General features: G+C 62.7%; 24 protein-coding genes and 1 tRNA gene. 12 read left to right on the plus strand and 13 right to left on the minus strand.

Annotation, left to right across the window (positions count from 1 at the left end; genetic code table 11):
• On the minus strand, window positions 1-903 hold a 903-nt coding region (gene lipA, locus ACE3SN_RS10040), incomplete at its 3' end, for a lipoyl synthase (protein ID WP_374529642.1).
• A gap of 65 nt (window positions 904-968) precedes the next feature.
• Here lipA and ACE3SN_RS10045 point away from each other — a divergent pair.
• A complete protein-coding gene (locus tag ACE3SN_RS10045; RefSeq protein ID WP_374529643.1) occupies window positions 969-1,622 on the plus strand; it encodes a carbonic anhydrase in 654 nt (217 codons plus the stop codon).
• 81 nt (window positions 1,623-1,703) lie between these two features.
• Here the strand turns inward: ACE3SN_RS10045 and ACE3SN_RS10050 are convergent, their stop codons facing one another.
• Complete coding sequence (locus ACE3SN_RS10050; protein ID WP_374529645.1) at window positions 1,704-3,104, minus strand: hypothetical protein; 1,401 nt, start codon at window positions 3,102-3,104, stop codon at window positions 1,704-1,706.
• Between the two features lie 290 nt (window positions 3,105-3,394).
• Here ACE3SN_RS10050 and gyrA point away from each other — a divergent pair, with 290 nt between their 5' ends.
• Both gyrA and ACE3SN_RS10060 read left to right on the plus strand, forming a co-directional pair.
• Window positions 3,395-6,112 (plus strand): DNA gyrase subunit A, encoded by a 2,718-nt coding sequence (gyrA, locus tag ACE3SN_RS10055; protein ID WP_374529647.1) that lies wholly within the window; start codon window positions 3,395-3,397, stop codon window positions 6,110-6,112.
• On the plus strand, window positions 6,112-6,957 hold the full coding sequence (locus tag ACE3SN_RS10060) for a TauD/TfdA dioxygenase family protein (protein WP_374529649.1): 846 nt from the start codon (window positions 6,112-6,114) through the stop codon (window positions 6,955-6,957). Before gyrA ends, ACE3SN_RS10060 begins: the two co-directional genes overlap by 1 nt.
• Here the strand turns inward: ACE3SN_RS10060 and ACE3SN_RS10065 are convergent.
• Window positions 6,932-7,594, minus strand: coding sequence for a lysoplasmalogenase family protein (locus ACE3SN_RS10065; protein ID WP_374529651.1), 663 nt, complete (start codon window positions 7,592-7,594; stop codon window positions 6,932-6,934). The two genes, ACE3SN_RS10060 and ACE3SN_RS10065, sit on opposite strands and share 26 nt — an antisense overlap.
• 68 nt (window positions 7,595-7,662) lie before the next feature.
• Between ACE3SN_RS10065 and trmFO the strand changes: the two genes are divergently transcribed.
• Window positions 7,663-9,003, plus strand: coding sequence for a methylenetetrahydrofolate--tRNA-(uracil(54)-C(5))-methyltransferase (FADH(2)-oxidizing) TrmFO (trmFO, locus tag ACE3SN_RS10070; protein ID WP_374529653.1), 1,341 nt, complete (start codon window positions 7,663-7,665; stop codon window positions 9,001-9,003).
• Here trmFO and ACE3SN_RS10075 read toward each other — a convergent pair.
• Window positions 9,000-9,467, minus strand: a complete 468-nt coding sequence (locus ACE3SN_RS10075; RefSeq protein WP_374529654.1) for a hypothetical protein — start codon at window positions 9,465-9,467, stop codon at window positions 9,000-9,002. The genes trmFO and ACE3SN_RS10075 overlap by 4 nt on opposite strands.
• Before the next feature lie 33 nt (window positions 9,468-9,500).
• Window positions 9,501-10,325, minus strand: coding sequence for a hypothetical protein (locus ACE3SN_RS10080; RefSeq protein WP_374529656.1), 825 nt, complete (start codon window positions 10,323-10,325; stop codon window positions 9,501-9,503).
• Here ACE3SN_RS10080 and ACE3SN_RS10085 point away from each other — a divergent pair.
• From ACE3SN_RS10085 to ACE3SN_RS10115, 7 genes are all read left to right on the plus strand, one after another.
• Window positions 10,318-10,458 carry a TadE/TadG family type IV pilus assembly protein gene (locus ACE3SN_RS10085; protein ID WP_374529658.1) on the plus strand — a complete coding sequence of 47 codons (141 nt, stop codon included), beginning with the start codon at window positions 10,318-10,320 and terminating at the stop codon, window positions 10,456-10,458. The genes ACE3SN_RS10080 and ACE3SN_RS10085 overlap by 8 nt on opposite strands.
• A 54-nt stretch (window positions 10,459-10,512) precedes the next feature.
• A complete protein-coding gene (locus tag ACE3SN_RS10090; RefSeq protein WP_374529660.1) occupies window positions 10,513-11,604 on the plus strand; it encodes a pilus assembly protein in 1,092 nt (363 codons plus the stop codon).
• Window positions 11,604-12,074 (plus strand): TadE/TadG family type IV pilus assembly protein, encoded by a 471-nt coding sequence (locus ACE3SN_RS10095; protein WP_374529662.1) that lies wholly within the window; start codon window positions 11,604-11,606, stop codon window positions 12,072-12,074. Before ACE3SN_RS10090 ends, ACE3SN_RS10095 begins: the two co-directional genes overlap by 1 nt.
• Before the next feature lie 8 nt (window positions 12,075-12,082).
• Window positions 12,083-12,505: a TadE/TadG family type IV pilus assembly protein gene (locus ACE3SN_RS10100; protein WP_374529664.1), complete on the plus strand. Its 423-nt coding sequence runs from the start codon at window positions 12,083-12,085 to the stop codon at window positions 12,503-12,505.
• A 167-nt stretch (window positions 12,506-12,672) separates the two neighbouring features.
• Window positions 12,673-14,604 (plus strand): pilus assembly protein TadG-related protein, encoded by a 1,932-nt coding sequence (locus ACE3SN_RS10105; protein ID WP_374529666.1) that lies wholly within the window; start codon window positions 12,673-12,675, stop codon window positions 14,602-14,604.
• The gene (locus ACE3SN_RS10110; protein ID WP_374529668.1) at window positions 14,601-15,200 is read left to right on the plus strand and encodes a TadE/TadG family type IV pilus assembly protein; all 600 of its coding nucleotides are present in this window, start codon (window positions 14,601-14,603) and stop codon (window positions 15,198-15,200) included. Before ACE3SN_RS10105 ends, ACE3SN_RS10110 begins: the two co-directional genes overlap by 4 nt.
• A complete protein-coding gene (locus tag ACE3SN_RS10115; RefSeq protein ID WP_374529670.1) occupies window positions 15,197-15,895 on the plus strand; it encodes a TadE/TadG family type IV pilus assembly protein in 699 nt (232 codons plus the stop codon). Before ACE3SN_RS10110 ends, ACE3SN_RS10115 begins: the two co-directional genes overlap by 4 nt.
• A 25-nt stretch (window positions 15,896-15,920) precedes the next feature.
• Here ACE3SN_RS10115 and ACE3SN_RS10120 read toward each other — a convergent pair whose 3' ends face one another.
• The 7 genes from ACE3SN_RS10120 to grxC form a co-directional block, all read right to left on the minus strand.
• Complete coding sequence (locus ACE3SN_RS10120; protein WP_374529672.1) at window positions 15,921-17,267, minus strand: pyruvate dehydrogenase complex E1 component subunit beta; 1,347 nt, start codon at window positions 17,265-17,267, stop codon at window positions 15,921-15,923.
• Window positions 17,267-18,343 (minus strand): pyruvate dehydrogenase (acetyl-transferring) E1 component subunit alpha, encoded by a 1,077-nt coding sequence (gene pdhA, locus ACE3SN_RS10125; RefSeq protein ID WP_374529674.1) that lies wholly within the window; start codon window positions 18,341-18,343, stop codon window positions 17,267-17,269. The genes ACE3SN_RS10120 and pdhA overlap by 1 nt, the downstream gene beginning before the upstream one ends.
• 161 nt (window positions 18,344-18,504) lie before the next feature.
• A complete protein-coding gene (locus tag ACE3SN_RS10130; protein ID WP_374529676.1) occupies window positions 18,505-18,816 on the minus strand; it encodes a septum formation initiator family protein in 312 nt (103 codons plus the stop codon).
• 140 nt (window positions 18,817-18,956) lie between these two features.
• Window positions 18,957-19,033, minus strand: a tRNA-Arg gene (locus ACE3SN_RS10135).
• 47 nt (window positions 19,034-19,080) lie between these two features.
• Window positions 19,081-19,560: a DUF1178 family protein gene (locus tag ACE3SN_RS10140; RefSeq protein ID WP_374529678.1), complete on the minus strand. Its 480-nt coding sequence runs from the start codon at window positions 19,558-19,560 to the stop codon at window positions 19,081-19,083.
• 6 nt (window positions 19,561-19,566) lie between these two features.
• Window positions 19,567-20,385 carry a carbon-nitrogen hydrolase family protein gene (locus ACE3SN_RS10145; protein WP_374529686.1) on the minus strand — a complete coding sequence of 273 codons (819 nt, stop codon included), beginning with the start codon at window positions 20,383-20,385 and terminating at the stop codon, window positions 19,567-19,569.
• 7 nt (window positions 20,386-20,392) lie between these two features.
• Window positions 20,393-20,656, minus strand: a complete 264-nt coding sequence (grxC, locus tag ACE3SN_RS10150) for a glutaredoxin 3 (protein WP_374529680.1) — start codon at window positions 20,654-20,656, stop codon at window positions 20,393-20,395.
• Between the two features lie 161 nt (window positions 20,657-20,817).
• On the opposite strand from grxC, the gene ACE3SN_RS10155 reads away from it, so the two are divergent.
• A complete protein-coding gene (locus ACE3SN_RS10155) occupies window positions 20,818-21,288 on the plus strand; it encodes an Hsp20 family protein (protein ID WP_374529682.1) in 471 nt (156 codons plus the stop codon).
• 513 nt (window positions 21,289-21,801) lie between these two features.
• Here the strand turns inward: ACE3SN_RS10155 and ACE3SN_RS10160 are convergent.
• Window positions 21,802-22,754, minus strand: a 953-nt coding sequence (locus ACE3SN_RS10160; RefSeq protein WP_374529684.1) for a CTP synthase, incomplete at its 5' end; no start/stop codon positions are given.

Genomic DNA, 22,754 nt, shown 5'->3' on the forward strand with positions numbered 1-22,754 from the left:
GTCGCCCGCGTGATAGCTCGAACGGGTCAGCGGGCTGGACGCAACCTGCAGGAAGCCCTTCGACCGCGCGACCTGAGCATAGGAGTTGAACGTGTCAGGCGTGACGAACTCTGCCACGGCGACATGGCGCGGCGTGGGCTGGAGGTATTGGCCCATCGTCATGAAGTCGATCCCGGCGCTGCGCATGTCGTCCATCACCTGGTGCACTTCAAGGCGTTCCTCGCCCAGCCCGAGCATGATCCCGCTCTTGGTGAAGACCAGCGGATCGTGGTTCTTGACCTCTTCAAGCAGGCGCAGCGAGGCGTAATAGCGCGCGCCCGGACGGATCGTGGGATAGAGCCGCGGCACGGTTTCGAGGTTGTGGTTGTACACGTCCGGCCCGGCGGCAACGATCGCTTCCACCGAGGCGCGCATCTTGCCGCGGAAGTCCGGGGTCAGGATTTCGATCGTGGTATCAGGGGTTTCGCGGCGCAGGGCCTTGATCACCTTGACGAAGTGGCCGGCACCGCCATCAGGCAGGTCGTCGCGGTCGACCGAGGTGATGACGATGTGTTCCAGCCCCATCTTCGCCGCCGCCGCCGCGACGTGTTCCGGTTCCAACGGATCGACCGCGCGCGGCATCCCGGTCTTGACGTTGCAAAACGCGCAGGCGCGGGTGCAGATGTCGCCCAGGATCATCACCGTGGCGTGCTTCTTCGTCCAGCATTCGCCGATGTTCGGACAGGCCGCTTCCTCGCACACAGTGTGCAGCTTGAGGTCGCGCATCAACTGGCGGGTTTCGCCATAACCCTTGGATGTCGGGGCCTTCACGCGGATCCAGTCGGGCTTGCGCTGGCGTTCGGTGGGGCGTTCAGCCCCTTCCCGTGCAGGGATATCGCGCGGTGCATTTGCAAGATCGTTCATGGCGCCCAGATAGGCGCATGGTCCAAGGGTTGCCAGAGGGAATTTCCGAAGGCATCAGGCCCGCCATGAGCAACGGATTCTCCCCCTCGTTCGATCGCCTGCTGTCAGGCTATCGCCGGTTCCGACAGACAGGTTGGGCCCCTAACCGCGAGCGGTGGTCCTCCCTGCGTGACGGTCAGCAGCCCGAGGTGATGGTCATTGCCTGCAGTGACAGCCGGGTCGATCCGGCGCAGATTTTCGATGTCGATCCGGGCGAAATTTTCGTTGTCAGAAACGTTGCGGCGATGGTTCCCCCATTCGAAACCGCACCCGGCCATCATGGCGTTTCGGCAGCCCTGGAATTTGCCGTCCAGGTGCTGAAAGTGAAGGAAATCGTGGTCATGGGCCACGGCATGTGCGGCGGCTGCAAGGCTGCCCTCACCCGTGAGATGCATGGCACGGAGCCGGGTGAAGGCGGCTTCATTGCTGACTGGATCGCTCTGCTCGACGACGCGCGCGGGCCGGTAGTGGCGGCCCATGGTACCGAGGGCCGCGCCGCCGAACGCGCGATGGAACAGGCTGGTGTCCAGGTCAGCATCAACAACCTGCGCACGTTCCCCTGCATCCGTCGCAAGGAGCGCGATGGCGACCTGAAGCTGACCGGCGCGTTCTTTGCGATTTCCGACGGCGTGCTGCACGTTCTCGACGAGGCGCACGGACATTTCCACCCGGTTGACTGAGCGCTCTTCAACCGAATGCGAATCAAAAAGGGCGGCTGTTTCCAGCCGCCCTTTCCGTTTGAGCTTTGGCGCCGGGCGGCCTTATTTCCCAGCAGCCTTGTTCTTGGCATAGACCGACCACAGGTCTGCGATCGGCTTGCGCACGCCGTCGACCTTGGCGAAGGTTGCCTGGGCATCGGCGTAGAGACCGGCGTCGGCCTGAGCGATGCCAAGGCGGGTCAGCACGCGGGGGCTGTCCACGCCCGGCTTGGTCAGGGCGATCTGGTACATGTCGATCGCCTTGGCCGGCATGTCATAGCTCAGGAAGGTGTCGCCCGCGGCCATTGCCGTGGCGGCAGTGGCGTTAGCGGCGCGCGCGTCCTTTTCGAGGCCGGGGAACGAGGCCTTGTCGGCCGAGATGCGGCCCGAGGCGTTCGACTTGGCATCGACGACGAAGGGATCGCTGGGGTTGAGTTTGCCGGCGGCCAGGCCTTCCTCGATCACCTTCAGCACTTCGCCCGGCAGGCGGCGCGGGTCGGCAGCCTGGATGTATTCGACGAAGTCACGCTCTTCCGAGAAGCTCTTGGTGCGTTCCATCAGGCGCATCAGGTCGATCAGGTCTTGCGACTGGTACTTGCCGAGGTCGCGCTGGACCGCAATGGCCAGAGCCCAGTTCTCGTTGTTCGGGTAAAGCGAAACGAGGCGCGAGCTGAACGCACCGGCATATTCGAGGTTGTTGATCTTGTAAGCAACGACGATGCCGCGGCGCAGCCAGTCTTCCGAAACGCCGGCGCCCTTCTTGTCGGAGGCATCGAGCAGGACCTTGAGGCCTGCGGGAGCCTGGTTGTCGCCGATGTAGCTTTCGGCCAGCAGGTATTCGGGATCGCCCTCGGTGTAGCCGCCGGCAATCGCGGCTTCCAGCGCGGTGCGGGCAGCCGGATAGTCCTTCATGTCGAACGAGATGCCGCCGATGTAGAAGTTGAACTTGGCGGTCTCGGCGGGCGAAGTCTTCCCGCTGTCGACCATCGCCTGCAGGCCGCGGCGCTGCATCGGCTTGTCGAGCGCGATGTTGCCGAGGTTCAGCGCGAGCTGACCGGCCAGGTACTTGTCGTCAGCGTTCGAAACGACCGTGAAAGCCTGTTCGAGCAGCGCCTTTTCGGCGGTCAGCGCGTTGCCGAGTGCGGCATAGGCATTGTCGAGATTGGTCTTGGCCTGGGCGCGCGCGTCTTTGCCCTTCGCGGCGCGATAGGCGTTCTCGGCGTTGGTCACATTGGTGCGCGCGGCGGTGATGTCCGCGTTCTTCGAAGCCTTTTCGATGCCGCCAACCGCAGCCTGATAGGCCGGGATGAATGCCTTGCTCGGCGAGATCTTGGGGGCTTCGGGAGCCTTTTCCTTCTTGTCCTTGGCAAAGGCCGAAACGGGCGCGGTCAGCGCGCCAGCAGCGACTCCCAGCGCGAGCGCGACGCCCAGCGCCGAACGAGTGAAAAGCTTGCTGCGAACCATCTTCTTCTTTCTCCTCAGCTCCCACCATGCCAGAGACTGTCCCGGGCCACGCGGTGCTAACTTCCAGCTATGCGCCATTGGCCCGGTTTGGGCGTTTTGGCAACCTTGCAGCGCTCTATGTCCGCGCCACTGAACGGCGATTGAATGCAGCTCGTCGCATCTGTTCAGGAACGCCTCCGCAAGTGTGGAAAAATGCCTGCGGTGGCAACGCCAAGGTGGCTATGCCCCGAGGTTTGGCCTAGGGCCTTCAGAACCCGCTTGTCCTGCCAACAACAGATGAAAACAGCCGCGTGAGCGAAGATACCGAAAATCCTGAATCGACTGGTCCCCTGGGCGAATTCCAGCGGGTCGACATCGTCGATGAAATGAAGACCAGTTACCTCGATTACGCGATGAGCGTGATCGTGTCCCGCGCGCTGCCCGATGTGCGCGATGGTCTGAAGCCGGTACACCGGCGCATTCTGTTCGCCAGCCAGGAAGGCGGCTTCGTTTCGGGGCGGCCCTATCGCAAGTCGGCCAAAATCGTCGGCGACGTGATGGGCAACTATCACCCGCACGGCGACAGCGCGATCTACGATGCCCTTGCCCGCATGACGCAAGACTGGTCGATGCGCCTGCCGCTGATCGACGGCCAGGGCAACTTCGGCTCGATGGACCCCGATCCGCCGGCTTCGATGCGTTACACCGAGGCGCGCCTGGCCAAGGTCGCCAATTCGCTGCTCGACGACCTCGACAAGGACACGGTCGACTTCACCGACAACTATGACGGTTCCCGGCAAGAGCCGACCGTCCTGCCCGCGCGCTTCCCCAATCTGCTGGTGAATGGCGCCGGTGGGATCGCGGTCGGCATGGCGACCAACATTCCGCCGCACAACCTGGGCGAAGTGATCGACGGGTGCCTGGCCTACATGGAAAACCCGGCGATCACCTCGGAAGAGCTGATCCGCTACATTCCGGGGCCGGACTTCCCGACTGCCCCGCTGATCCTCGGCACCGCCGGGGCGCGCTCGGCCTACCTGACCGGGCGCGGCTCGATCATCATGCGCTGCCGTCATGAGATCGAGGAAGGCCGCGGCGATCGCCGTTCGATCGTCCTGACCTCGATCCCCTACCAGGTCGGCAAATCGAACCTCGTCGAAAAGATCGCCGAGGCCGCCAAGGACAAGCGGATCGAGGGCATTTCCGACATTCGCGACGAATCGAGCCGCCTTGGCGTGCGCGTGGTCGTGGATCTCAAGCGCGATGCGACGCCCGAAGTGGTGCTCAACCAGATCTGGCGCAACACGCCCGCGCAGTCGAACTTCCCGGCGAACATGCTGGCGATCCGGGGTGGCCGCCCCGAAGTGTTCGCGCTGCGCGACATTATCGCGGCCTTCATTTCCTTCCGCGAGGAAGTGATCACCCGCCGCACCAAGTTCGAACTGAACAAGGCGCGCGACCGGGCGCACATCTTGCTTGGCCTGGTGATTGCGGTCACCAACCTCGACGAGGTGGTGAAGATCATCCGCGGCGCGCCCAACCCGGCGGCTGCGCGCGAGGCGCTGCTGCGCCGCGAATGGCCGATTGGCGACATTGCCCAATATATTCGCTTGGTTGAAGCCATCGAACCGAGCGCCGAACAGGAAGGCGGTACCTACAAGCTGTCTGAAGCCCAGGTGAAGGCGATCCTCGACCTGCGCCTGCACCGCCTGACCGCGCTTGGCCGCGACGAAATCGGCGACGAGCTCAAGGAACTTGCCGCTGCGATCGCGGAATACCTGTCGATCCTGGCGGACCGGGCGAAACTCTATGGCGTGATGCGCGAGGAACTCGTCGCGATCCGCGAGGCCTATGCCACGCCGCGCCTGTCCGAAATCACCGCCGCCGCCGACGGGATCGAGGACGAGGATCTGATCGAGCGCGACGACATGGTCGTGACCGTGACGATGGACGGCTATATCAAGCGCACCAGCCTTTCCACCTTCCGCGCCCAGAATCGCGGCGGCAAAGGCCGTGCGGGCATGGCGACCAAGGATGAGGACGTGGTGACGACGATGTTCGTCACATCCACCCACAACCCGGTGCTGTTCTTCTCCACCGCGGGCAAGGTCTATCGGCTCAAGGTCTGGCGCCTGCCCGAAGGCGGGCCGACCACGCGCGGGCGGCCCATCGTCAACCTGCTGCCGGCCCTGGACAAGGACGAAACGATCCAGACCGTGCTGCCCCTGCCCGAGGACGAGGCCGAATGGGGCAAGCTCTCCGTCGTCTTCGCGACCGCCAAGGGCAACGTCCGGCGCAACGCGATGGATGCCTTTGCGAACATCCCCTCGAACGGCAAGTTCGCGATGCGCTTTGATGAGGACAGCGACGATCGCCTGATCGGCGTCGCCCTGCTTGAACCAAGCGACGATGTGCTGCTTGCTACTCGCGCGGGCAAGGCGATCCGCTTTGCCGGGGACGAAGTGCGCGAATTCACCAGCCGCACCTCCACTGGCGTGCGCGGCATGACGCTGAAGGGCGATGACGAGGTAATCAGCCTCTCGATCCTCCACCGCGTTGGCACGACCAGCGAGGAGCGCGAGGACTATGTGAAGTTCGCACCGTGGAAGGGCGAGAAGGAAGGCGAACCGGCGATGAGCGCCGAGCGCTTTGCCGAACTCGCCGCGCGCGAACAGTTCATCCTCACGGTCTGCGCGAACGGTTATGGCAAGCTGTCGTCCGCCTATGAATACCGCCGCACCGGCCGCGGCGGCCAGGGCATAACCAACATCGACAACATTGCCCGCAACGGGCCGGTTGTCGCCAGCTTCCCGGCCGTCCAGGCCGACCAACTGATGCTGGTGACCGACCAGGCCAAGCTGATCCGCCTGCCGCTTGAGAGCCTGCGGGTGATCGGGCGCGGCAGTGCGGGCGTGCGCCTGTTCAACGTCGCCAACGAAGAACACGTGGTCAGTGCGGTTCGGCTTGCCGAAGCCGAAGGTGACGATGAAGGGGGCGATGGAACGCTCGCTGAAGGTGGCGAAAGCTGATGGTGCTGCGGGTCGAACCTTCAGGCGGAGCGTGCGGCGCGCGCGTCACCGGGGTCGACCTGAGCCAGCCGCTGGATCCGGCCACCGTGACCGAGATCCGCGCGCATTGGCTGGAACACCTCGTCCTGGCGTTCCCTGACCAACAGATCGGGGACGACGATCTGGAGCGCTTCACCGGCTACTTTGGCGGGTTTGGCGACGATCCATTCTTTGCGCCGATTGCCGGGCGCCGGCACATCGCCGCGATCCGGCGCGAGGCGGACGAGCAGACGCCGCTGTTTGCCGAGAACTGGCATTCGGACTGGAGCTTTCAGGCCCATCCCCCGGCAGGTACCTGCCTTATGGCGGTCGACATCCCGCCGGTTGGCGGCGACACCCTGTTCGCCAACCAGCACGCCGCCTGGGAGGCCCTGCCCGATGCCCGCAAGGCCGAGCAGGTCGACCTGATTGCGGTTCACTCCGCCCGCCTCGCATATGCGCCTGACGGCACCTATGGCGCTAAGGACAAGGGGCGCTCGATGGATATCCGTCCCGGTGAGGCAGCTTTGGCTGTGCAGACCCATCCGCTGGTTCCGGCTCACCCCGAAACCGGGCGGCGCGGCTTCTTCTCGACACTGGGTTACATCATCGGGATCGAGGGCATGGCGCAGGATGCCGCCATCGACCTGCTGCGCGAGCTATACGCCTGGCAAAGCGATGAGCGCTTCGTCTTTGCGCAGAAGTGGGAGCCGGGCATGCTGGTGATGTGGGACAACCGCGCTGTCCTGCACCGCGCGACGGGTGGCTATGAAGGGCACCGCCGCGAACTCCACCGCACGACTATCGCGGCTTGGAACGGGAATTGAGCTCGCCGATAACGCCGGTGCAGATCAGGAACTGTCCGAAGTAATAGAGCGGCCAGATCATCAGGTCGGGCAGCGGGCTATGCGCCAGCGGGCCGAGCCGCGCGAAGATCAGCAGGTCAGAAACAGCGAACATCACCGCGCCGATACCAACGCGGTAGCGCGGGAAGCTGCTCGTCCATGCACACGCGGTCATGCCGGCCAGCGCGAGGGCGTAGAGCGCGATGCCCGGCGCAGCGGCGCGCTCGGCTGGAAGCAGGAACGCGATCACCGGGATCAGCACAAGCAACGCCGCGCCGGCGAGCTTCTGGCTGAACGAAATGCTGGCGCGCCGGTGCCGCAGGTAGAGGTGGATCGCGATCAGGTGTCCGATCAAAAACGCGACAGCCCCCAGTTCGAGCGAAAGTTCGATCAGCACGTCACCCAGCGCGCCAAAAGCCATCACGGCGGCAATCTGCCGCGAATCCGCGCCCTTGTGCCGGGCGTGCGCATAGGCCGCGAGCAAGGCAACGCCCGCACCTTTCAGCGCCATCTGATAGAGGCCCGGCAAGTGCGAATCCTTGAGCACCCAGAAGCCAATGCCAGCAGCCAGGCTGGCCAGCAGCCAGGGTCGTTTTTCGATCAGTGCGCGCTTGGGCATGTTGGCAATTCCCCTCGCCCGCATGCTTGGCAATGGAATTTCATCCGCGCAAGGGTTAGGGGGCGCGCATGTCCCATGACGTTCACATAATCGGCGGCGGTCTCGCCGGCAGCGAGGCAGCCTGGCAATTGGCCAAGCGCGGGTTCAAAGTGCGCCTGTCGGAGATGCGCGGCGGGGGCGACAGCACTCCGGCGCATAATGGCACGGGGCTCGCCGAACTGGTCTGTTCGAACAGCTTCCGTTCCGACGATCACGAAAAGAACGCCGTCGGCCTGCTTCACCACGAAATGCGCGGGCTGGATTCGCTGGTGATGAGTGCGGCCGCCAAGGCGGAAGTGCCCGCCGGATCGGCCTTGGCGGTCGACCGCGACGTGTTCTCGGCCGAGGTCGAGGAGCGCCTATCCGCCCTCCCCAATCTGACGATTGTGCGTGAGCGGATAGATCACCTGCCCGAGGCCGGCCTGACCATCGTTGCCACCGGGCCGTTGACGGCCGCGGCGCTGGCCGAGAGCATCGGGACTGCAACGGGTGCCGACAGCCTTGCGTTCTTCGATGCGATCGCACCAATCGTCTACCGGGATTCCGTCAACATGGACGTGTGCTGGATGGCCAGCCGCTGGGACAAGGGCGAAACCAAGGATTACATCAATTGCCCGATGAACCACGAGCAGTACCTCGCCTTTCACGCTGCCCTGCTGGCGGGAGAAAAGACCGAGTTCCGCGAATGGGAGGCGAACACGCCCTATTTCGAAGGCTGCATGCCCATCGAGGTGATGGCGGCGCGGGGTGAAGATACCTTGCGCTTCGGGCCGATGAAGCCGGTCGGGCTGGACAATCCGCACGATGCCACGCCGGAATTTCCGAAGGGGCGCTGGCCCTATGCGGTGGTGCAACTGCGGCAGGATAACAAGCTTGGCACGCTGTGGAACATGGTCGGCTTCCAAACCAAGCTCAAGCACGCCGAGCAGGTGCGCCTGTTCCGCACGATCCCCGGGCTGGAGAATGCCGAATTTGCGCGGCTGGGCGGGCTACATCGCAACACCTTCCTCAATTCGCCCGAGCTGCTTGACCGGCAGCTGCGGCTGAAATCTGCTCCGCACATCCGCTTTGCCGGACAGATCACGGGCTGCGAAGGCTATGTCGAAAGCTCTGCCGTGGGCTTGCTGGCCGGGCTGATGACGGCGGCCGAACTTGGCGGACGCGAGTGGATCTCGCCGCCGCGCACGACGGCGCTGGGTGCGCTGTTATCGCACATTACCGGCGATGCCGAAGCTGACAGCTATCAGCCGATGAACGTGAATTTCGGCCTGTTTCCCCCGCCGCCCGAAGACGTGAAGAAGAAGCAGCGCAAGGAAGCCTATACTGCGCGGGCCAAGGCCGATTTCGTGCCCTGGAAGGCCTCACTCTAACATTTGCAGGCGGGCTTGGCCGGCGGTTTGGGCTTGGTCGTCGCGAATTCGCCGCGGGTCAGCTGGCCATCACCGTTGGCATCGGCTGCCTTGAACTTGTTCGATGAGGATGCCGTCCATTCCTCGAAGCTCAGCAGGTTGTTGTGATCGGTGTCGAGCTTGCGGAACGCGGCCACGCGCGGAGAGAGCATTTCGTTGCGACTGATCAGATTGTCGCGGTTGCGGTCGAGCCGGTTGAAGCGGCGTTCTTCGCGGGTGGCTTCGTCGGCATGTGGCAGGTTGTCACCATAGAGGCCATCGCCATCCTCGGTCGGAAGCTCGTCCGGAGGGGGGCCGATATCGTCTGCCATGCCCGGCGGCGGGGGCGGTGCGGCGGCTTCGGTTGCGGCGCGGCTTTGCCACCAGAACAGCCCGGCTGACGCCAGCAACAGCGCGGCGACAGCCCCAAGGATCATTCGGTTCATGGCGATAAGCTCCGGTTATATAGGTATATTACCCTATATCCCGAACAAGCCAAGCCTAACCGCGAGAATGAGGCTGGCCGGGCCGGACATCATCCCTTCCCCACCCCGCCCGCCGCGCGCAAGGCCGTGCAGGATAAGCAAGGGTCGAAGCTCGCGGCCCAGTTTCGGACGGCTCCAGTCCAGGCCTTGCGCGAGGTGCAATCCGGCGATGCGTTCATCGGGATGCGAAACGCGCGCGGCCAGATCCACCAGTGCCCAGTTGCGCCCGGCGCGCCCGGCTTCCTGCGGATCGGTGGCGGGGGCGAGGCGGCGCGCGAGCGCGGCGCAGGCGGCCGCCCGGCCCTGAGCAAATTCAACCAGCAGCTCTTGCGCGAGCGGCGCTTCGCCCAGCAGCGCCTCCCACCCATCGACCAGCGCGGCCAGCGCGGCCCGCTCTTCGCCCCAATGGTCAAGCAAGGCCAGAAGGGGTTCACCTGCGGGGCGCTGACCAGCCGGGGCCGCCAGTTGTTCGCGCCACCAGGCAAGGCGCAATTGCGCCAGCAAAGGCTCGCGGCTGGCACGAACGATCCCCGCCAGCCGGGCATCGAGGGCCATTAACCCCAAAAACACAGCTTTGTCCTCGCCCCGGGCGTAGGCCAGGGCAAGGCGTTGTTCGGGCGGCAGTGCGCCGAGAAGTTGATCGTGTTCAAGCAAATCGGTGGTTTTCATAGCTTTCCGCGCCTTAAGGGCAAACCCTTTTGCTGGAAGGGAAAGTTCCTCAACTAAATCTGATGTTAACCCTACTGGTTGAAATGGGGGCAACCATGCCGGTGCAGAGGATTGCAATTCCTGGCCGTCATTTGGGGTGATTATGCTCAAGACGATTCGTCGAAGCCTGAAGCGCCTGACGCGCAATACCAGTGGCAACGCGACACTGATCGTTGCCATGGGCTTTCCCGCGCTGATCGGCGCGGCCGGTGCGGCGGTTGACTTCTCGCAGTGGTATACCTGAAAGCACGAACTGCAGCAGGCCACCGATCAGGGCGCTATCGCGGCCGCGTGGTCATTGGCAGCCAATAGCGCCAGTCAGACCTACATCACGCGCGGGACCCAGGATTATTACGGCAACCTGTCGGTGACCAGGAGCTTCGCGTCCGCACCGACATTCAAGCTGGCAAATTACGGGAACGGCTCGTCGAACAGCGTTATCGTATCTGCCTCTGCAACCAAGTCCCTGCCCTTTTCCAGCTTCATCATGGGGCGGCCTGTGACAGTTGCAGTCTATTCGCAGGCCAGCTTCGCAGCTGGCGCGAACTACAACGCATGTCTGATTGCCGTCGGCAAGGATGGGACGACCTTCACCGTTGGCGGCAATGCCACCATCAAGGCGCAGTGTGGCCTCGCCGCCCTTTCGTGCTCGGACGATGCCCTGATCATCGACGGCAGCGCGCAGGTGACGACGGATTCGATTGCGACCTGCGGCACGGCCTCGGTTCCGGCCGCCAACGAAGATGTCCTGTCCGAACATCTGACCGGCCTGGTTGATACTTTCGCCGACCTTTCTCCGCCGACGAACAATACCCCGCAGACCTACTCCTGCATCGGCAACGGCTCCAAGGCGCAAGCAGCGCCGGAAGCCGGGACCTACAAGGAACTGGTGGTCAAGTGCAAGACGACCTTCGACAAGGGCATCTATGTCATCGATGGCGGCACGCTGGACCTGACCGGAAGCTACACGGTCACGGGCACGAACGTGATGTTCGTCCTGAAGAACGGGGCGACGATCAAGCTGGGCGGCAGCGGCAACAACAACATCCTGACGCTTACGCCGATGCAGGCCGCGGACTTCACCGCGCTTGGCTATTCACAGGCGCTGGCCAACCGTTATGCCAACATGCTGGTGTTCGAGGATCGCAACAACAACCCGACGCAAGACCATATCATCAATGGCAATTCGACCTCGCTGTTCGAAGGCACGATCTACCTGCCGGCCGGTACGGCCCGCCTGAACGGCACGGCCAGCATTGACAGCTCCTGCCTGCAGATCTCGGCCTACAAGATCAACGTTCAGGGCAACGCCTATCTCGACACCCGCTGCCCCTCAGCGGATACCAATTCGGCCGGAACATCCACCGCGACAGTCTCGTTGGTGGCCTGATGCAAGCGCGTGGGGCCTTCTCGCGGCTGATCCGGGCGCTGCGCAGGGACACTGCGGGCAGCGTCGTGATCGAGACGGCAATCGTCGCGCCGGTTCTGGTGCTGCTTTCTCTCGGAACGTTCGACATCAGCCGGATGATCGCCCGCCAGCATGAGCTCGATACGGCGGGGATCGACGTCCAGGGAATTATCCTCGCAGTCGCGTCGGGTAGCGGGACCAGCCTTTCGGCGATCAAGTCGGTCATCGTGTCCTCGCTTAACGTTTCGAGCGACAAGGTCACTGTCGAACAGGTCTACCGCTGCGGGACGACGAATTCGCTGCACACCAATGCCAACGTCTGCGGTGGCGGCGAAAAGCAATCGACCTACGTTCGCGTAACCATCACTGACAAGGTTACCCCCTTCTGGACCAACTTCGGAATCGGGCAGGCTATGAACCTGAAGGTGGTCAGGACGGTGCAGGTCTCATGATCCACTCGATGACGCCTCGATCCATGCTGAAGGACAGCCAGGGCAGCGCAATGGTCGAATTCGCGATCCTTGCGCCGACGATCTTCGCGTTGCTGATTGGCGTTTTCCAGATTGGCCTGCAGATGTTCGGCTATAACGCGATCCGTTCGATCGCCGCCGATACCGCGCGCTTTACGATTATCGAGTACCAGAAGCGCGACATCCTTGTCGCGGAGCAGATCGAAAACAAGGCCTACGCCCTGGCGGTAAACGCGCCATATGGACTGAATGTCGATAATCTGACCGCAACGGTAACGACGCCGACGACCGACATCACCGGGACCAAAAAGTTCCAGATCGACCTTACTTACGTCGGCCCCAATCCGCTGAGCTTCTTTGGCGTTCCAAATCCGACCATGTGCACGACCCGGGTTGTCTACGTTCAGGCATAATTCCTGCTGGCACGCAAGGTCGCGGCGGCGGCCCGAATTGCCGCGTTTGCGCTCTTTTCTCTGATCCAAAACGATTATTTATCAATCTATTAACCACGTCCGTTTGCGACGTTGTTACGCGCCAGCGCTAGGGCATTGTGGAATCATTCCCGGGATGCCCGCCAATCATGGCCAAAATCGTAAACAGCACCCAAGCAATTGTCCCGGCGGGTTTCTTCGCCAGGCTGCTGTGCGATCGTGCGGGTAACACCCTGGCGCTGATCGCGGCCGCGCTGCTGCCGTTGCTGGCATTGGTTGGCGGCGGGATCGACATGGGCCGCAGCTACCTGGCCCAGGCCCGGCTCCAGCAAGCCTGCGACGCCGGTGTGCTGGCCGCGCGCAAGAAGCTGGGTTCCCAGTCCGTCAGCAGTGGCACCGTGCCCAGCGATGTCGCCGCGATTGGCGAGCGTTTTTTCAACCTCAATTTCCAGAACGGCAGCTACGGAACCCGCGACCGCAGTTTCGCGATGGCGCTGGAACAGGACTATTCGATTTCTGGCACCGCCTCGGTCGATGTACCGACCACGATCATGACGCTGTTCGGCTACAGCGATGTACCGATCGCGGTCGATTGTCAGGCGCGCCTGAACTTTTCGAACACCGACGTGATGTTCGTGCTCGATACCACGGGCTCGATGGCATGGGCCAATCCCGGCGATACCCAGCCGAAGATCGAGGTACTGCGTTCGGTTGTGAAGTCGTTCCATTCGCAGCTGGAAGCCTCGAAGACGCCCGGAACCCGCATCCGGTATGGGTTTGTGCCCTACTCCACCAACGTCAACGTCGGTTATCTGCTGAAATCCGATTGGGTGGTCGATAGCTGGGACTACCACGGCCGCGTCTCCAAGGAGACCGGCAAGTGGGAGACTTACAACACCTACAACACCACTTATACTTATGTCAGCGGGACAGCGAACGGCATCGCCGCCACGACCGGCACGAGCTGCCCGGCCAGCACGGCGAAATGGACGACGATCTCCTATTGGACGTCTCCCGATGGCTCGGTTCACGCGGAATATGAGGTAACCGGCGACAGCTATTCCTGCACAACCAGCTCCGACGGCTCGCTGATTACGATTACCGGAACCCATTACGACCATTACCGCTACAAGTACGATAGCGTATTCTCTGGCACGGCCTCGCGCGAAATCTATAACTGGCAGTACAAGCCGGTGACCATCGATGTGCGTTTCCTGAAGGGTGCGACCGGGGATGCGCCGCTCAAAGGTGGGTCGATCGATGTGCCGATGTACGGCTATCCCTCGCCCACCCCGACCAACATGACCGCCTATTTCCGCGGCTGCATGGAAGAGCGCGACACATACGAAATCGACGACTACGCAAACGTCGATCTGACCCGCGCGCTCGATCTGGATATCGATCTCGTGCCGACAGCGGGCGATCCTGCGACGCAGTGGCGACCGATGCTCAACGAGATTTCATGGGAGCCGGAAATCTGGTGGAACGGCTCGGGCACGTTCAAGACCTCACCGGTGCTGACCAGCAACGACTATCTGATGGCCGAATGGGCCGGACTGTCGGCTTGTCCGGCCCGTGCCCAGAAGCTGCAGGAAATGACCGATGCCCAGGTTTCCACCTATGTCGACAGTCTGTTCCCCGAAGGCAGCACCTATCACGATATCGGGATGATCTGGGGTGGGCGCCTGCTTTCGCCCACCGGGTTGTTCGCCAGCGAGAACGCCGACGTCGGCGGCAAGCCGACCTCGCGTCACCTGATCTTTCTGACCGATGGCGAAACCGCGCCGCTCGATCTGTCCTACGGCACCTACGGGATCGAGCCGTTTGATCAGCGCCGCTGGTCGCAGAAGTCTTCGCTGTCGCAGACCAGCGTCGTCGAAAAGCGGTTTGGTGTGGCCTGCGACGAGGTGAAGAAGCGCAACATCACCGTCTGGATCATCGGCTTCGGGACCTCGCTCAACCCGGTGATGACCCAGTGCGCCGGTGCTGGCCATTACTTCGAGGCGAAGGATTCGGCCGAACTCAACGACGTCTTCAGCAAGATCGCCGCGCAGCTTGGCGACCTGAGGATTACCAAGTGATCCGCGCCGTGCTCCTTCGCCTGCTGGGTGACCGGCGCGGCGCGACGATCGTCGAGTTCGCGCTGGTGCTTCCGGCGTTGTTGCTCACCCTGATGGGCCTGTTTGACCTCACCTACAACATGTACACCGCGCAGATGTTGCAGGGCGCGATCCAGAACGCCGCTCGCATGTCGACGCTGGAAGGGTCGGTGCAGAATGCCAGCAACATCGACGCCGTGGTTTCCCGGGCGGTTCATGCCGTCTCGGCTGGTGCCACGCTGAGCTTCAACCGCACGGCCTATGCAAGCTTTTCCGCGGTCGCGCGGCCCGAAGACTATACCGACGTCGACGGCGATGGCACCTGCGACAATGGCGAGCCCTATGAAGACGCCAATGGAAACGGCAAATGGGATGCCGATTCCGGCACGAGCGGCTTTGGCGGTGCGCGCGACGCCGTGCTCTACTCGGTGACGGTCAACTACCAGCGGGCCTTCCCGGTCGCCACGCTCATTCCGGGTATGTCGAACACGGTGCAGATGACCGCTACCACCGTCCTGCGCAACCAGCCCTATAGTCTGCAGAACGCGGCGGCGACAGCAACCGGGAATTGTACATGAGCCTGATCCGCACCATGCGCCGCCTGCTGCGGCACCGTTCTGGCGTGGCGATGACCGAGTTCGCGCTCGGCGCCCCGTTTTTGCTGACGGCGGGATTGTGGGGCACGGAAGTGGCCAATTTCGCGCTCGCCAACATGAAGATCGGACAGCTGGCCGTCCACCTTGCCGACAATGCCTCGCGCATCGGGGACACCAGCACGCTGCAGAACCGCAAGATCTATGAAAGCGATTTGAACGATGTCTTCTTCGGCGCGCAGATCCAGGGCGGCGCCGGCATCGACCTTTACCGGCACGGGCGCGTTATCATTTCGAGTCTTGAGGTCGATCCCGCAACGGGCCGCCAGTATATTCACTGGCAACGCTGCCGCGGCGCGAAGACGGTGAATTCGTCCTATGGGCTCGAAGGCGATGGCCTGTCATCGTCGATTGCCGGCATGGGTGCGGCAGGCGAAGAGGTCATTGCCCAGCCCGGCGACGCGGTAATCTTCGTCGAGATCAGCTACACTTACCAACCGCTGGTATCGTCGCGCTTCATCTCGAACCTGGAAATCCACACGATCGCGTCGTTCAACGTGCGTGACAGCCGCGATCTTTCGCAGATCTACCAGCGCAACCCGTCGAGCCCCGATGACACGCAGGATTGCGCCGTCTTCAACGGGCCGATGTCGGTTTCATCAGGCGGCGGAATCAGCTGAGGCGCTATCGCCGAGCGTGCCTCGCTCAGCGATAGCAGACCTTGCGCACCGCCTCGACGATCCGCGCCGCATCGATGATCGCGGCGCGTTCGAGGTTGGCGGCATAGGGCAGCGGCACGTCTTCGTCGCACACGCGCAGGACCGGCGAGTCGAGATAGTCGAACCCGTCCTCCATGCAGATCGCCATCACTTCGGACGCGATCGAGCACTGCGGCCAGCCTTCTTCGGCAATGACGAGGCGGTTGGTCTTGGCGAGCGAGGTCAGCACGGCTTCGCGGTCAAGCGGACGCAGGGTCCGCAGGTCGAGCACTTCGGCCTCGATCCCCTCACCCGCCAGCGTTTCCGCGGCTTCCAGCGCCAGGCCGACGCCGATCGAGTAGGACACGATGGTCACATCGCGGCCTTCGCGCATGATCCGGGCCTTGCCAATCGGCAGGACGTGATCATCAAGTTCCGGCAGTTCGAAGCTGCGGCCATAGACCAGCTCGTTTTCCAGGAACACGACCGGGTCTTCGCTGCGGATCGCGGCCTTGAGCAGGCCCTTAGCGTCCGAGGCGTCATAGGGCGCAATCACCACCAGTCCGGGGACGCTCGCATACCACGGGGCGTAGTTCTGGCTGTGCTGCGCGCCGACGCGGCTCGCCGCGCCGTTGGGGCCGCGAAACACGATCGGGCAGCGCATCTGGCCGCCCGACATGTAGTTCGTCTTGGCGGCCGAGTTTATGATGTGGTCGATCGCCTGCATCGCGAAGTTGAAGGTCATGAATTCCACGACCGGACGCAGACCGCCCATCGCGGCGCCCGTGCCGATCCCGGCAAAGCCGTATTCGGTGATCGGGGTGTCGATCACGCGCTTGGGCCCGAATTCTTCGAGCAGGCCTTGGGTCACCTTGTAGGCGCCCTGGTATTCGGCCACTTCCTCGCCCATCACGAACACGCGGCTGTCGCGGCGCATTTCCTCTGCCATTGCATCGCGCAGGGCTTCGCGCACGGTCGAGGTCTTCATGTTGGTGCCGGCGGGGACTTCCGGGTCCTTCGCGCGGGGCGCGGGAACCGGGCGTTCAGCCGCGACGACTGGCGCCGGAGCAGCCGCAGCCGCCGGAGCGGCAGCTGGCGCCGGGGCAGCTTCGCCCTCGCCGCCGATGACGGCGATCACGGTGCCCACCTTCACGCCCTCGGTGCCTTCGGGGATCAGGATCTGGCCGATCACGCCTTCATCGACCGCTTCGAATTCCATCGTCGCCTTGTCGGTCTCGATCTCGGCCAGGATGTCGCCCGATTTGACCTCGTCGCCTTCCTTGACCAGCCACTTGGCGAGCGTGCCTTCCTCCATCGTCGGGGAAAGCGCGGGCATCTTGAGTTCGATGCTCATCAGTAGCTCTCCACCAAGACGTCGGTGTAGAGTTCGGGCATATCTGGCTCCGGAGAATTTTCTGCAAAATCAGCAGCTTCATTGACGATGCTGCGAATGTTCCTGTCGATTTCCTTGATCCGGTCCTCTGGCACGCCGCGCTGGGCGAGTTCGGCCTTGATGGCGTCGATCGGATCGTGCTTTTCGCGCATTTCCTGCACTTCTTCGCGGGTGCGGTACTTGGCCGGGTCGGACATCGAGTGCCCGCGATAACGATAGGTGTGCAACTCCATCAGCACCGGGCCATTGCCCTCGCGCACGTGCTTCACCGCGACTTCAGCGGCGGCGCGCACTTCGAGCACGTCCATCCCGTTGACGTCCATTCCGGGGATGCGGAACGCGGTGCCGCGGCGATAGAAATGCGTTTCGGCCGAGCCGCGCTTGACCGCGGTACCCATCGCATAACCGTTGTTCTCAACCACGAAGATCACCGGCAGGTTCCACAGCGCCGCCATGTTGAAGGCTTCGTAGACCTGGCCCTGGTTGGAAGCGCCATCGCCGAAATAGGCCATGCAGAGGCCGCCATCTTCGCGGTACTTGTGACCAAAGGCGAGGCCCGCACCCAGCGGCACCTGCGCACCGACGATGCCATGCCCGCCGTAGAACTTGTGGTCGGTCGAGAACATGTGCATCGAACCGCCCTTGCCGCGCGAGATTCCCGCGCCGCGCCCGGTCAGTTCGGCCATGATCAACTTGGGATCGATGCCGTAGGCCAGCATGTGGCCGTGATCTCGGTAGCCGGTGATCACGCTGTCCTTGCCCGCTTCGAGCGCGGACTGCAGGCCAACCGCAACCGCTTCCTGGCCGATGTAGAGGTGGCAGAACCCGCCGATCAGGCCGAGGCCGTAAAGCTGGCCGGCCTTTTCCTCGAAGCGGCGGATCAACAGCATCTGTTCGTAGAACGTCAGCAGTTCTTCATCCGAAGCGCCATAGCGCGGGGAAGCCGCATAGGCTTCCTGCAGGCTGCGCAGTGCAAAATTATCATCGCTGGACGCGGATTTCGCGGCCGGCTTGCGGATCGTGGCAGGTTTGGCCAAGTTATGTAGTCCCCTGGGGAGTGGAACGGTTTGGGCAGCCTATACGGCGATGCTTCCGTAAGGGAAACACTCCCATACGTATTTTGTCATCGCTCGTTCTCAGGATTTATGCCGCAGTTCATACAACCGGCAACGAAGCAGGCTGGATTGATCGGCCACGCTCAATTGAGCATCATCACCATTTCATCGGGATGGACGACGTTGAGATTGCTGCGCAGCAACTCGCCCGCCATGTCCGGATCCACATGGCGCGGATCGAGCAGCGCGACACGGTTCTTGAGCTCATCGCGCTCAGCCTGAAGCTGCTTCACTTCCTTCTGGCGTTCGGCCAGCAAGCGGTTGTTTTCGCTCCATGCCATCAGACCAGAGGGTCCGAACAGCGCCAGGCCGCCCATCACCAGGAGGCACCCCAGCGCAATCGCCTGGGTGACGCTTTCGCGAACAAATTTCGGATCTCGCTGATTCCCCCGCATTTCACCTTAGAATCACAGTTGAAACAGCGATTCAAGCGGAAAATTTACCATGAGTGCGAAGCGCCTCGCGCGCAGCCGCGCAATTGTCGCGCCCACCTCTGCGGGTAATCCGGCAAATAATTGTAATATTGCAGAAAAAATGGTGCGCCCGACAGGATTCGAACCTGTGGCCCCCAGATTAGGAATCTGATGCTCTATCCTGCTGAGCTACGGGCGCACGCGGGGTGGCTCTATGCGCTGGTGACCAATCCCGCAAGGGCGCGATCAGTTGGTCTGGTCCGGCGGCGCCACCGGGAACGGCAACGGCATTACCGCGATCCCTTCCTCGAGCAGTTCCTGCGCCTCTTCCAGGCTGGCCTGACCGTGGATGGCCTCGGCTTCGCGTTCGCCGTAATGGATCGCTCGCGACTGTTCGGCGAAGCTGTCCCCGACCCAGCGAGAGGCCTTGAGTGCTTCAGCCTGAAGCGCCGCCAGGGCCTGGAGCGCTTGAAGCGCTTCCTGGGAGATCTGCCCCCCGGCCAAGACAGGTTCTCCCGCTTCCGCAGCCTTGGCCGGCATGGCCGGCAACTGATTGCCCTTGCGGCCAACATTGGGAGCCATCACCGACTTCACGACATCGCCCGAGCCGCAGTGCGGGCAGGTGACAAGGCCGCGTGACTGCTGGTCGGCGAAATCATCGGACGAGCCGAACCAGCCTTCGAAGCGGTGCGCCAAGGGACGGCATTCAAGGTCGAAAACGATCATCGGCGCCTATTTGGTGATCAGGCGCTTGTTGGCAAGACTTGGCAGCTGTTTGCGGATCTCCGCAATGCGGGCCGGGTCGATCTCGACAAAGCCGAGGGTCGCCTCATCCCCGCCAAGGTCGATCAGCACGTCGCCCCACGGATCAATCACCATCGAATGGCCATAGGTTGCGCGGCCATCTTCGTGCTGGCCGACCTGTGCGGCGCAGACGACATAGGCGCTCGCCTCGATCGCCCGGGCGCGCTGCATGATATGCCAGTGTGCTTGCCCGGTCGGCACGGTAAATGCCGCCGGAATTGCGATGATATCGCACCTTTGCCGCCCAAGTGCTTCAAACAGAGCGGGAAACCGCACGTCATAGCAAATCGCCAGGCCCAGCTTCCCGGCCGGAGTCTCAACGGTTACCACCTGGTCGCCGGGGGCATAGGCATTTGACTCGCGCCAGCTTTCACCGGTTGCGAGGTCCACATCGAACATATGGATCTTGTCGTAGCGGGCGCGAATCTCGCCGCTCGCATCGATCACGAAGGCGCGATTGGCGAAACGGCCGTCATCGCGCAGCACTGCCAAGCTGCCAATTGCCGCCCAGACCCCGGTACGGGCGGCCGCGTCGCGGATTCGGGACAAGACCGGATCCTGCTCTTCCGGCACGATATGGGCCTTGGCGCGCGTGCGGTCGCGGTCGATGAGGCCCGACATCTCCGGTGTGAACAGCATAGCCGCGCCGACCGCACTGCCCTGCTCCAGCGCGGCCTCGATGGTCGCGGCATTGGCTTCGGGATCGATCCCCGAAGTCATTTGCAGGACCGAGATGCGCGTCGTCATGTCCGCTTCACAAGCCCAGCAGCGGGTCGAGCTTGCCAGCACGGTCGAGCGCGTGGAGATCATCGCATCCGCCCACCGCTCGGTCAGCAATCAGGATCTGCGGCACGGTCATCGCACCCGGCACCCGCTGCTGCATTTCGGCCTTCTTCGGCCCGCCCATGGTGATGTCGTATTCCTCGTAAGCCACGCCCTTGGCGTCGAGCAGGGCCTTGGCGCGAACGCAATAGGGGCAGCCCCACTTGGTGTAGATCTCGACTTTCGGAGCGGACACATGCAGTTCCTTTTGTTTGAGGGCGGCCCTCTTGAAACGGTGTGTCGCTATCATATCTCGTCACTGGTGTCATGGCCCGCAAGGGGATGATGCCGTCAGGCATAGCGCCGGATTGCCGGGCTTTGCCGCAAACCAGAATTGCTCAACACGAGGATTTTGCAATGAACCGTTTCGATTTTACCCCCTATCGCCGCACCATGGTTGGGTTTGACCGCCTGTTCGACCTGCTCGAGACCCAGGGCCGGTTCAACAGCGGGGACAATTACCCGCCCTTCAACATCGAGCGCCGCGGCGAGGACGCCTATCGCATTACCCTTGCGGTGGCGGGCTTCCGTCCGAATGACATCGATATCACCGCGCAGCAGAACTTGCTGGTGATCCAGGGCAAGAAGGGCGAGGAAACTCCGGCGGGCCAGTATATTCATGTCGGCATCGCCCAGCGCGGGTTCGAGCGCCGCTTCGAACTGGCCGACTATGTTCGCGTCGAAGGTGCGAACCTGGAAGACGGCCTGCTGACCATCGACCTCGTGCGCGAGGTTCCCGAAGCGATGAAGCCCAAGAAGATCACTGTCGGTGCGCAAAAGACGCTGAGCGTGGTCAAGGACGCCGCTTCGGACAGCGCCGCGGCCTGATCCACGCTAACCATTCACCCTAACGAAAATGAAAGGGGGTGGAGCCCGAAGGCCCCACCCCCACGACGTTTTCACGCCGTCAAGTCGCAACTTGATCGTCCGGGTCGCAGAAGACGATCACATCGCAACAAGCCTATTCCTGTCACCCGCTCGCGGCAGCCCACCAAACCGCAGCTTGTACGGACCTTGCCGAAGCGGGGGCAAACAATCCGTAACAACTTGGGTTACGATTGCCTTACCGCCCCTTAATTCGGGGATTACCGGTAAACATTTGCCCTCATCCGACTGCCAGGGCGGATTTCACCGCTGGCCTGATAGCAGTCCTTCCCCCCCTGTCGGTCAGGACCTGACCCCCAGCATTGCGAGAACGTCTGTGCGTTACAATTCATCCCTGTTGGTGCTCCGCTATGGGATTGTTCGGAGCCTTGGCAAGGTGAATTTCGCGCCAGCTTTGATGGAAGCGCAACCATTGCATGGTTCGTCCAGCAAAACGAATGGCTTAACGAATTTCGGTCAAACCAGTCGCGCCTGGGCCAGCGCGGCCGAAATGAACCCGGCGAACAGAGGATGCGGTTCAAACGGGCGACTCTTGAGCTCCGGATGGAACTGTACACCGATGAACCACGGGTGATCTGGGCGTTCGACGATTTCGGGCAACAGGCCATCGGGCGACATACCCGAGAACACCAGGCCGCCCTGTTCCAGCGCCTCGCGGTAGGCGCCGTTGACTTCGTAACGGTGGCGGTGGCGCTCGGAAATCGAAGTCGCCCCGCCGTAAATGGCAGAGACGTGGCTGTTGCCATTGAGCTTTGCCTCATAGGCGCCGAGCCGCATGGTGCCGCCAAGATCGGTGTCGGCACCGCGCTGCTGCAGACCTTCCGGGCTCATCCATTCGGTGATGATGCCGACTACGGGCTCTGACGTTTCGCCAAATTCGGTCGAGCTGGCGTCCTTGATCCCGGCGGTGTTCCGGGCACCTTCGATGCAGGCCATCTGCATGCCCAGGCAAATCCCGAAGAACGGCACCTTGCGCTCGCGCGCAAAGCGGACCGAGGCGATCTTGCCTTCCGTCCCGCGCACGCCGAAGCCGCCGGGCACGAGGATGCCGTGAAGCGGTTCGAGCTTGGCAACGATCTCGTCATCGCCCGCCTCGAACAGTTCGGCATCGATCCAGCGGATATTGACCTTTACCCGGTTGGCCATGCCGCCGTGGACCAGCGCCTCGTTCAGCGACTTGTAGGCATCGGGCAACCCGACGTACTTGCCGACCACGCCGATCGTGACCTCGCCTTCGGGGTTCTGGTACCGATCGACGATATCGTCCCATCGCTTCAGATCCGGCAGCGGAGCGGTCAGGCCGAAATGATGCAGGACTTCGCCGTCGAGCCCCTCGGCATGATACTGCAACGGCACCGAATAGATGCTCGAAGCGTCAAGCGCCGGGATTACGGCTTCCTTGCGCACGT

This window comes from Novosphingobium sp., from assembly GCF_041915465.1.
Lineage (GTDB): Bacteria > Pseudomonadota > Alphaproteobacteria > Sphingomonadales > Sphingomonadaceae > Novosphingobium.

What these genes read in the sequence shown, in the direction of transcription:
- ACE3SN_RS10120 (WP_374529672.1), bottom strand. Translation starts at nt 17,267, where the DNA reads ATGAGCATCGAACTCAAGATGCCCGCGCTTTCCCCGACGATGGAGGAA.
- ACE3SN_RS10155 (WP_374529682.1), top strand. Translation starts at nt 20,818, where the DNA reads ATGAACCGTTTCGATTTTACCCCCTATCGCCGCACCATGGTTGGGTTT.
- ACE3SN_RS10085 (WP_374529658.1), top strand. Translation starts at nt 10,318, where the DNA reads ATGCTCAAGACGATTCGTCGAAGCCTGAAGCGCCTGACGCGCAATACC.
- ACE3SN_RS10075 (WP_374529654.1), bottom strand. Translation starts at nt 9,467, where the DNA reads ATGAACCGAATGATCCTTGGGGCTGTCGCCGCGCTGTTGCTGGCGTCA.
- ACE3SN_RS10105 (WP_374529666.1), top strand. Translation starts at nt 12,673, where the DNA reads ATGGCCAAAATCGTAAACAGCACCCAAGCAATTGTCCCGGCGGGTTTC.
- ACE3SN_RS10060 (WP_374529649.1), top strand. Translation starts at nt 6,112, where the DNA reads ATGGTGCTGCGGGTCGAACCTTCAGGCGGAGCGTGCGGCGCGCGCGTC.
- ACE3SN_RS10095 (WP_374529662.1), top strand. Translation starts at nt 11,604, where the DNA reads ATGCAAGCGCGTGGGGCCTTCTCGCGGCTGATCCGGGCGCTGCGCAGG.
- ACE3SN_RS10050 (WP_374529645.1), bottom strand. Translation starts at nt 3,104, where the DNA reads ATGGTTCGCAGCAAGCTTTTCACTCGTTCGGCGCTGGGCGTCGCGCTC.
- ACE3SN_RS10065 (WP_374529651.1), bottom strand. Translation starts at nt 7,594, where the DNA reads ATGCCCAAGCGCGCACTGATCGAAAAACGACCCTGGCTGCTGGCCAGC.
- ACE3SN_RS10100 (WP_374529664.1), top strand. Translation starts at nt 12,083, where the DNA reads ATGACGCCTCGATCCATGCTGAAGGACAGCCAGGGCAGCGCAATGGTC.
- ACE3SN_RS10045 (WP_374529643.1), top strand. Translation starts at nt 969, where the DNA reads ATGAGCAACGGATTCTCCCCCTCGTTCGATCGCCTGCTGTCAGGCTAT.
- ACE3SN_RS10115 (WP_374529670.1), top strand. Translation starts at nt 15,197, where the DNA reads ATGAGCCTGATCCGCACCATGCGCCGCCTGCTGCGGCACCGTTCTGGC.
- trmFO (WP_374529653.1), top strand. Translation starts at nt 7,663, where the DNA reads ATGTCCCATGACGTTCACATAATCGGCGGCGGTCTCGCCGGCAGCGAG.
- ACE3SN_RS10140 (WP_374529678.1), bottom strand. Translation starts at nt 19,560, where the DNA reads ATGATCGTTTTCGACCTTGAATGCCGTCCCTTGGCGCACCGCTTCGAA.
- ACE3SN_RS10145 (WP_374529686.1), bottom strand. Translation starts at nt 20,385, where the DNA reads ATGACGACGCGCATCTCGGTCCTGCAAATGACTTCGGGGATCGATCCC.
- ACE3SN_RS10130 (WP_374529676.1), bottom strand. Translation starts at nt 18,816, where the DNA reads ATGCGGGGGAATCAGCGAGATCCGAAATTTGTTCGCGAAAGCGTCACC.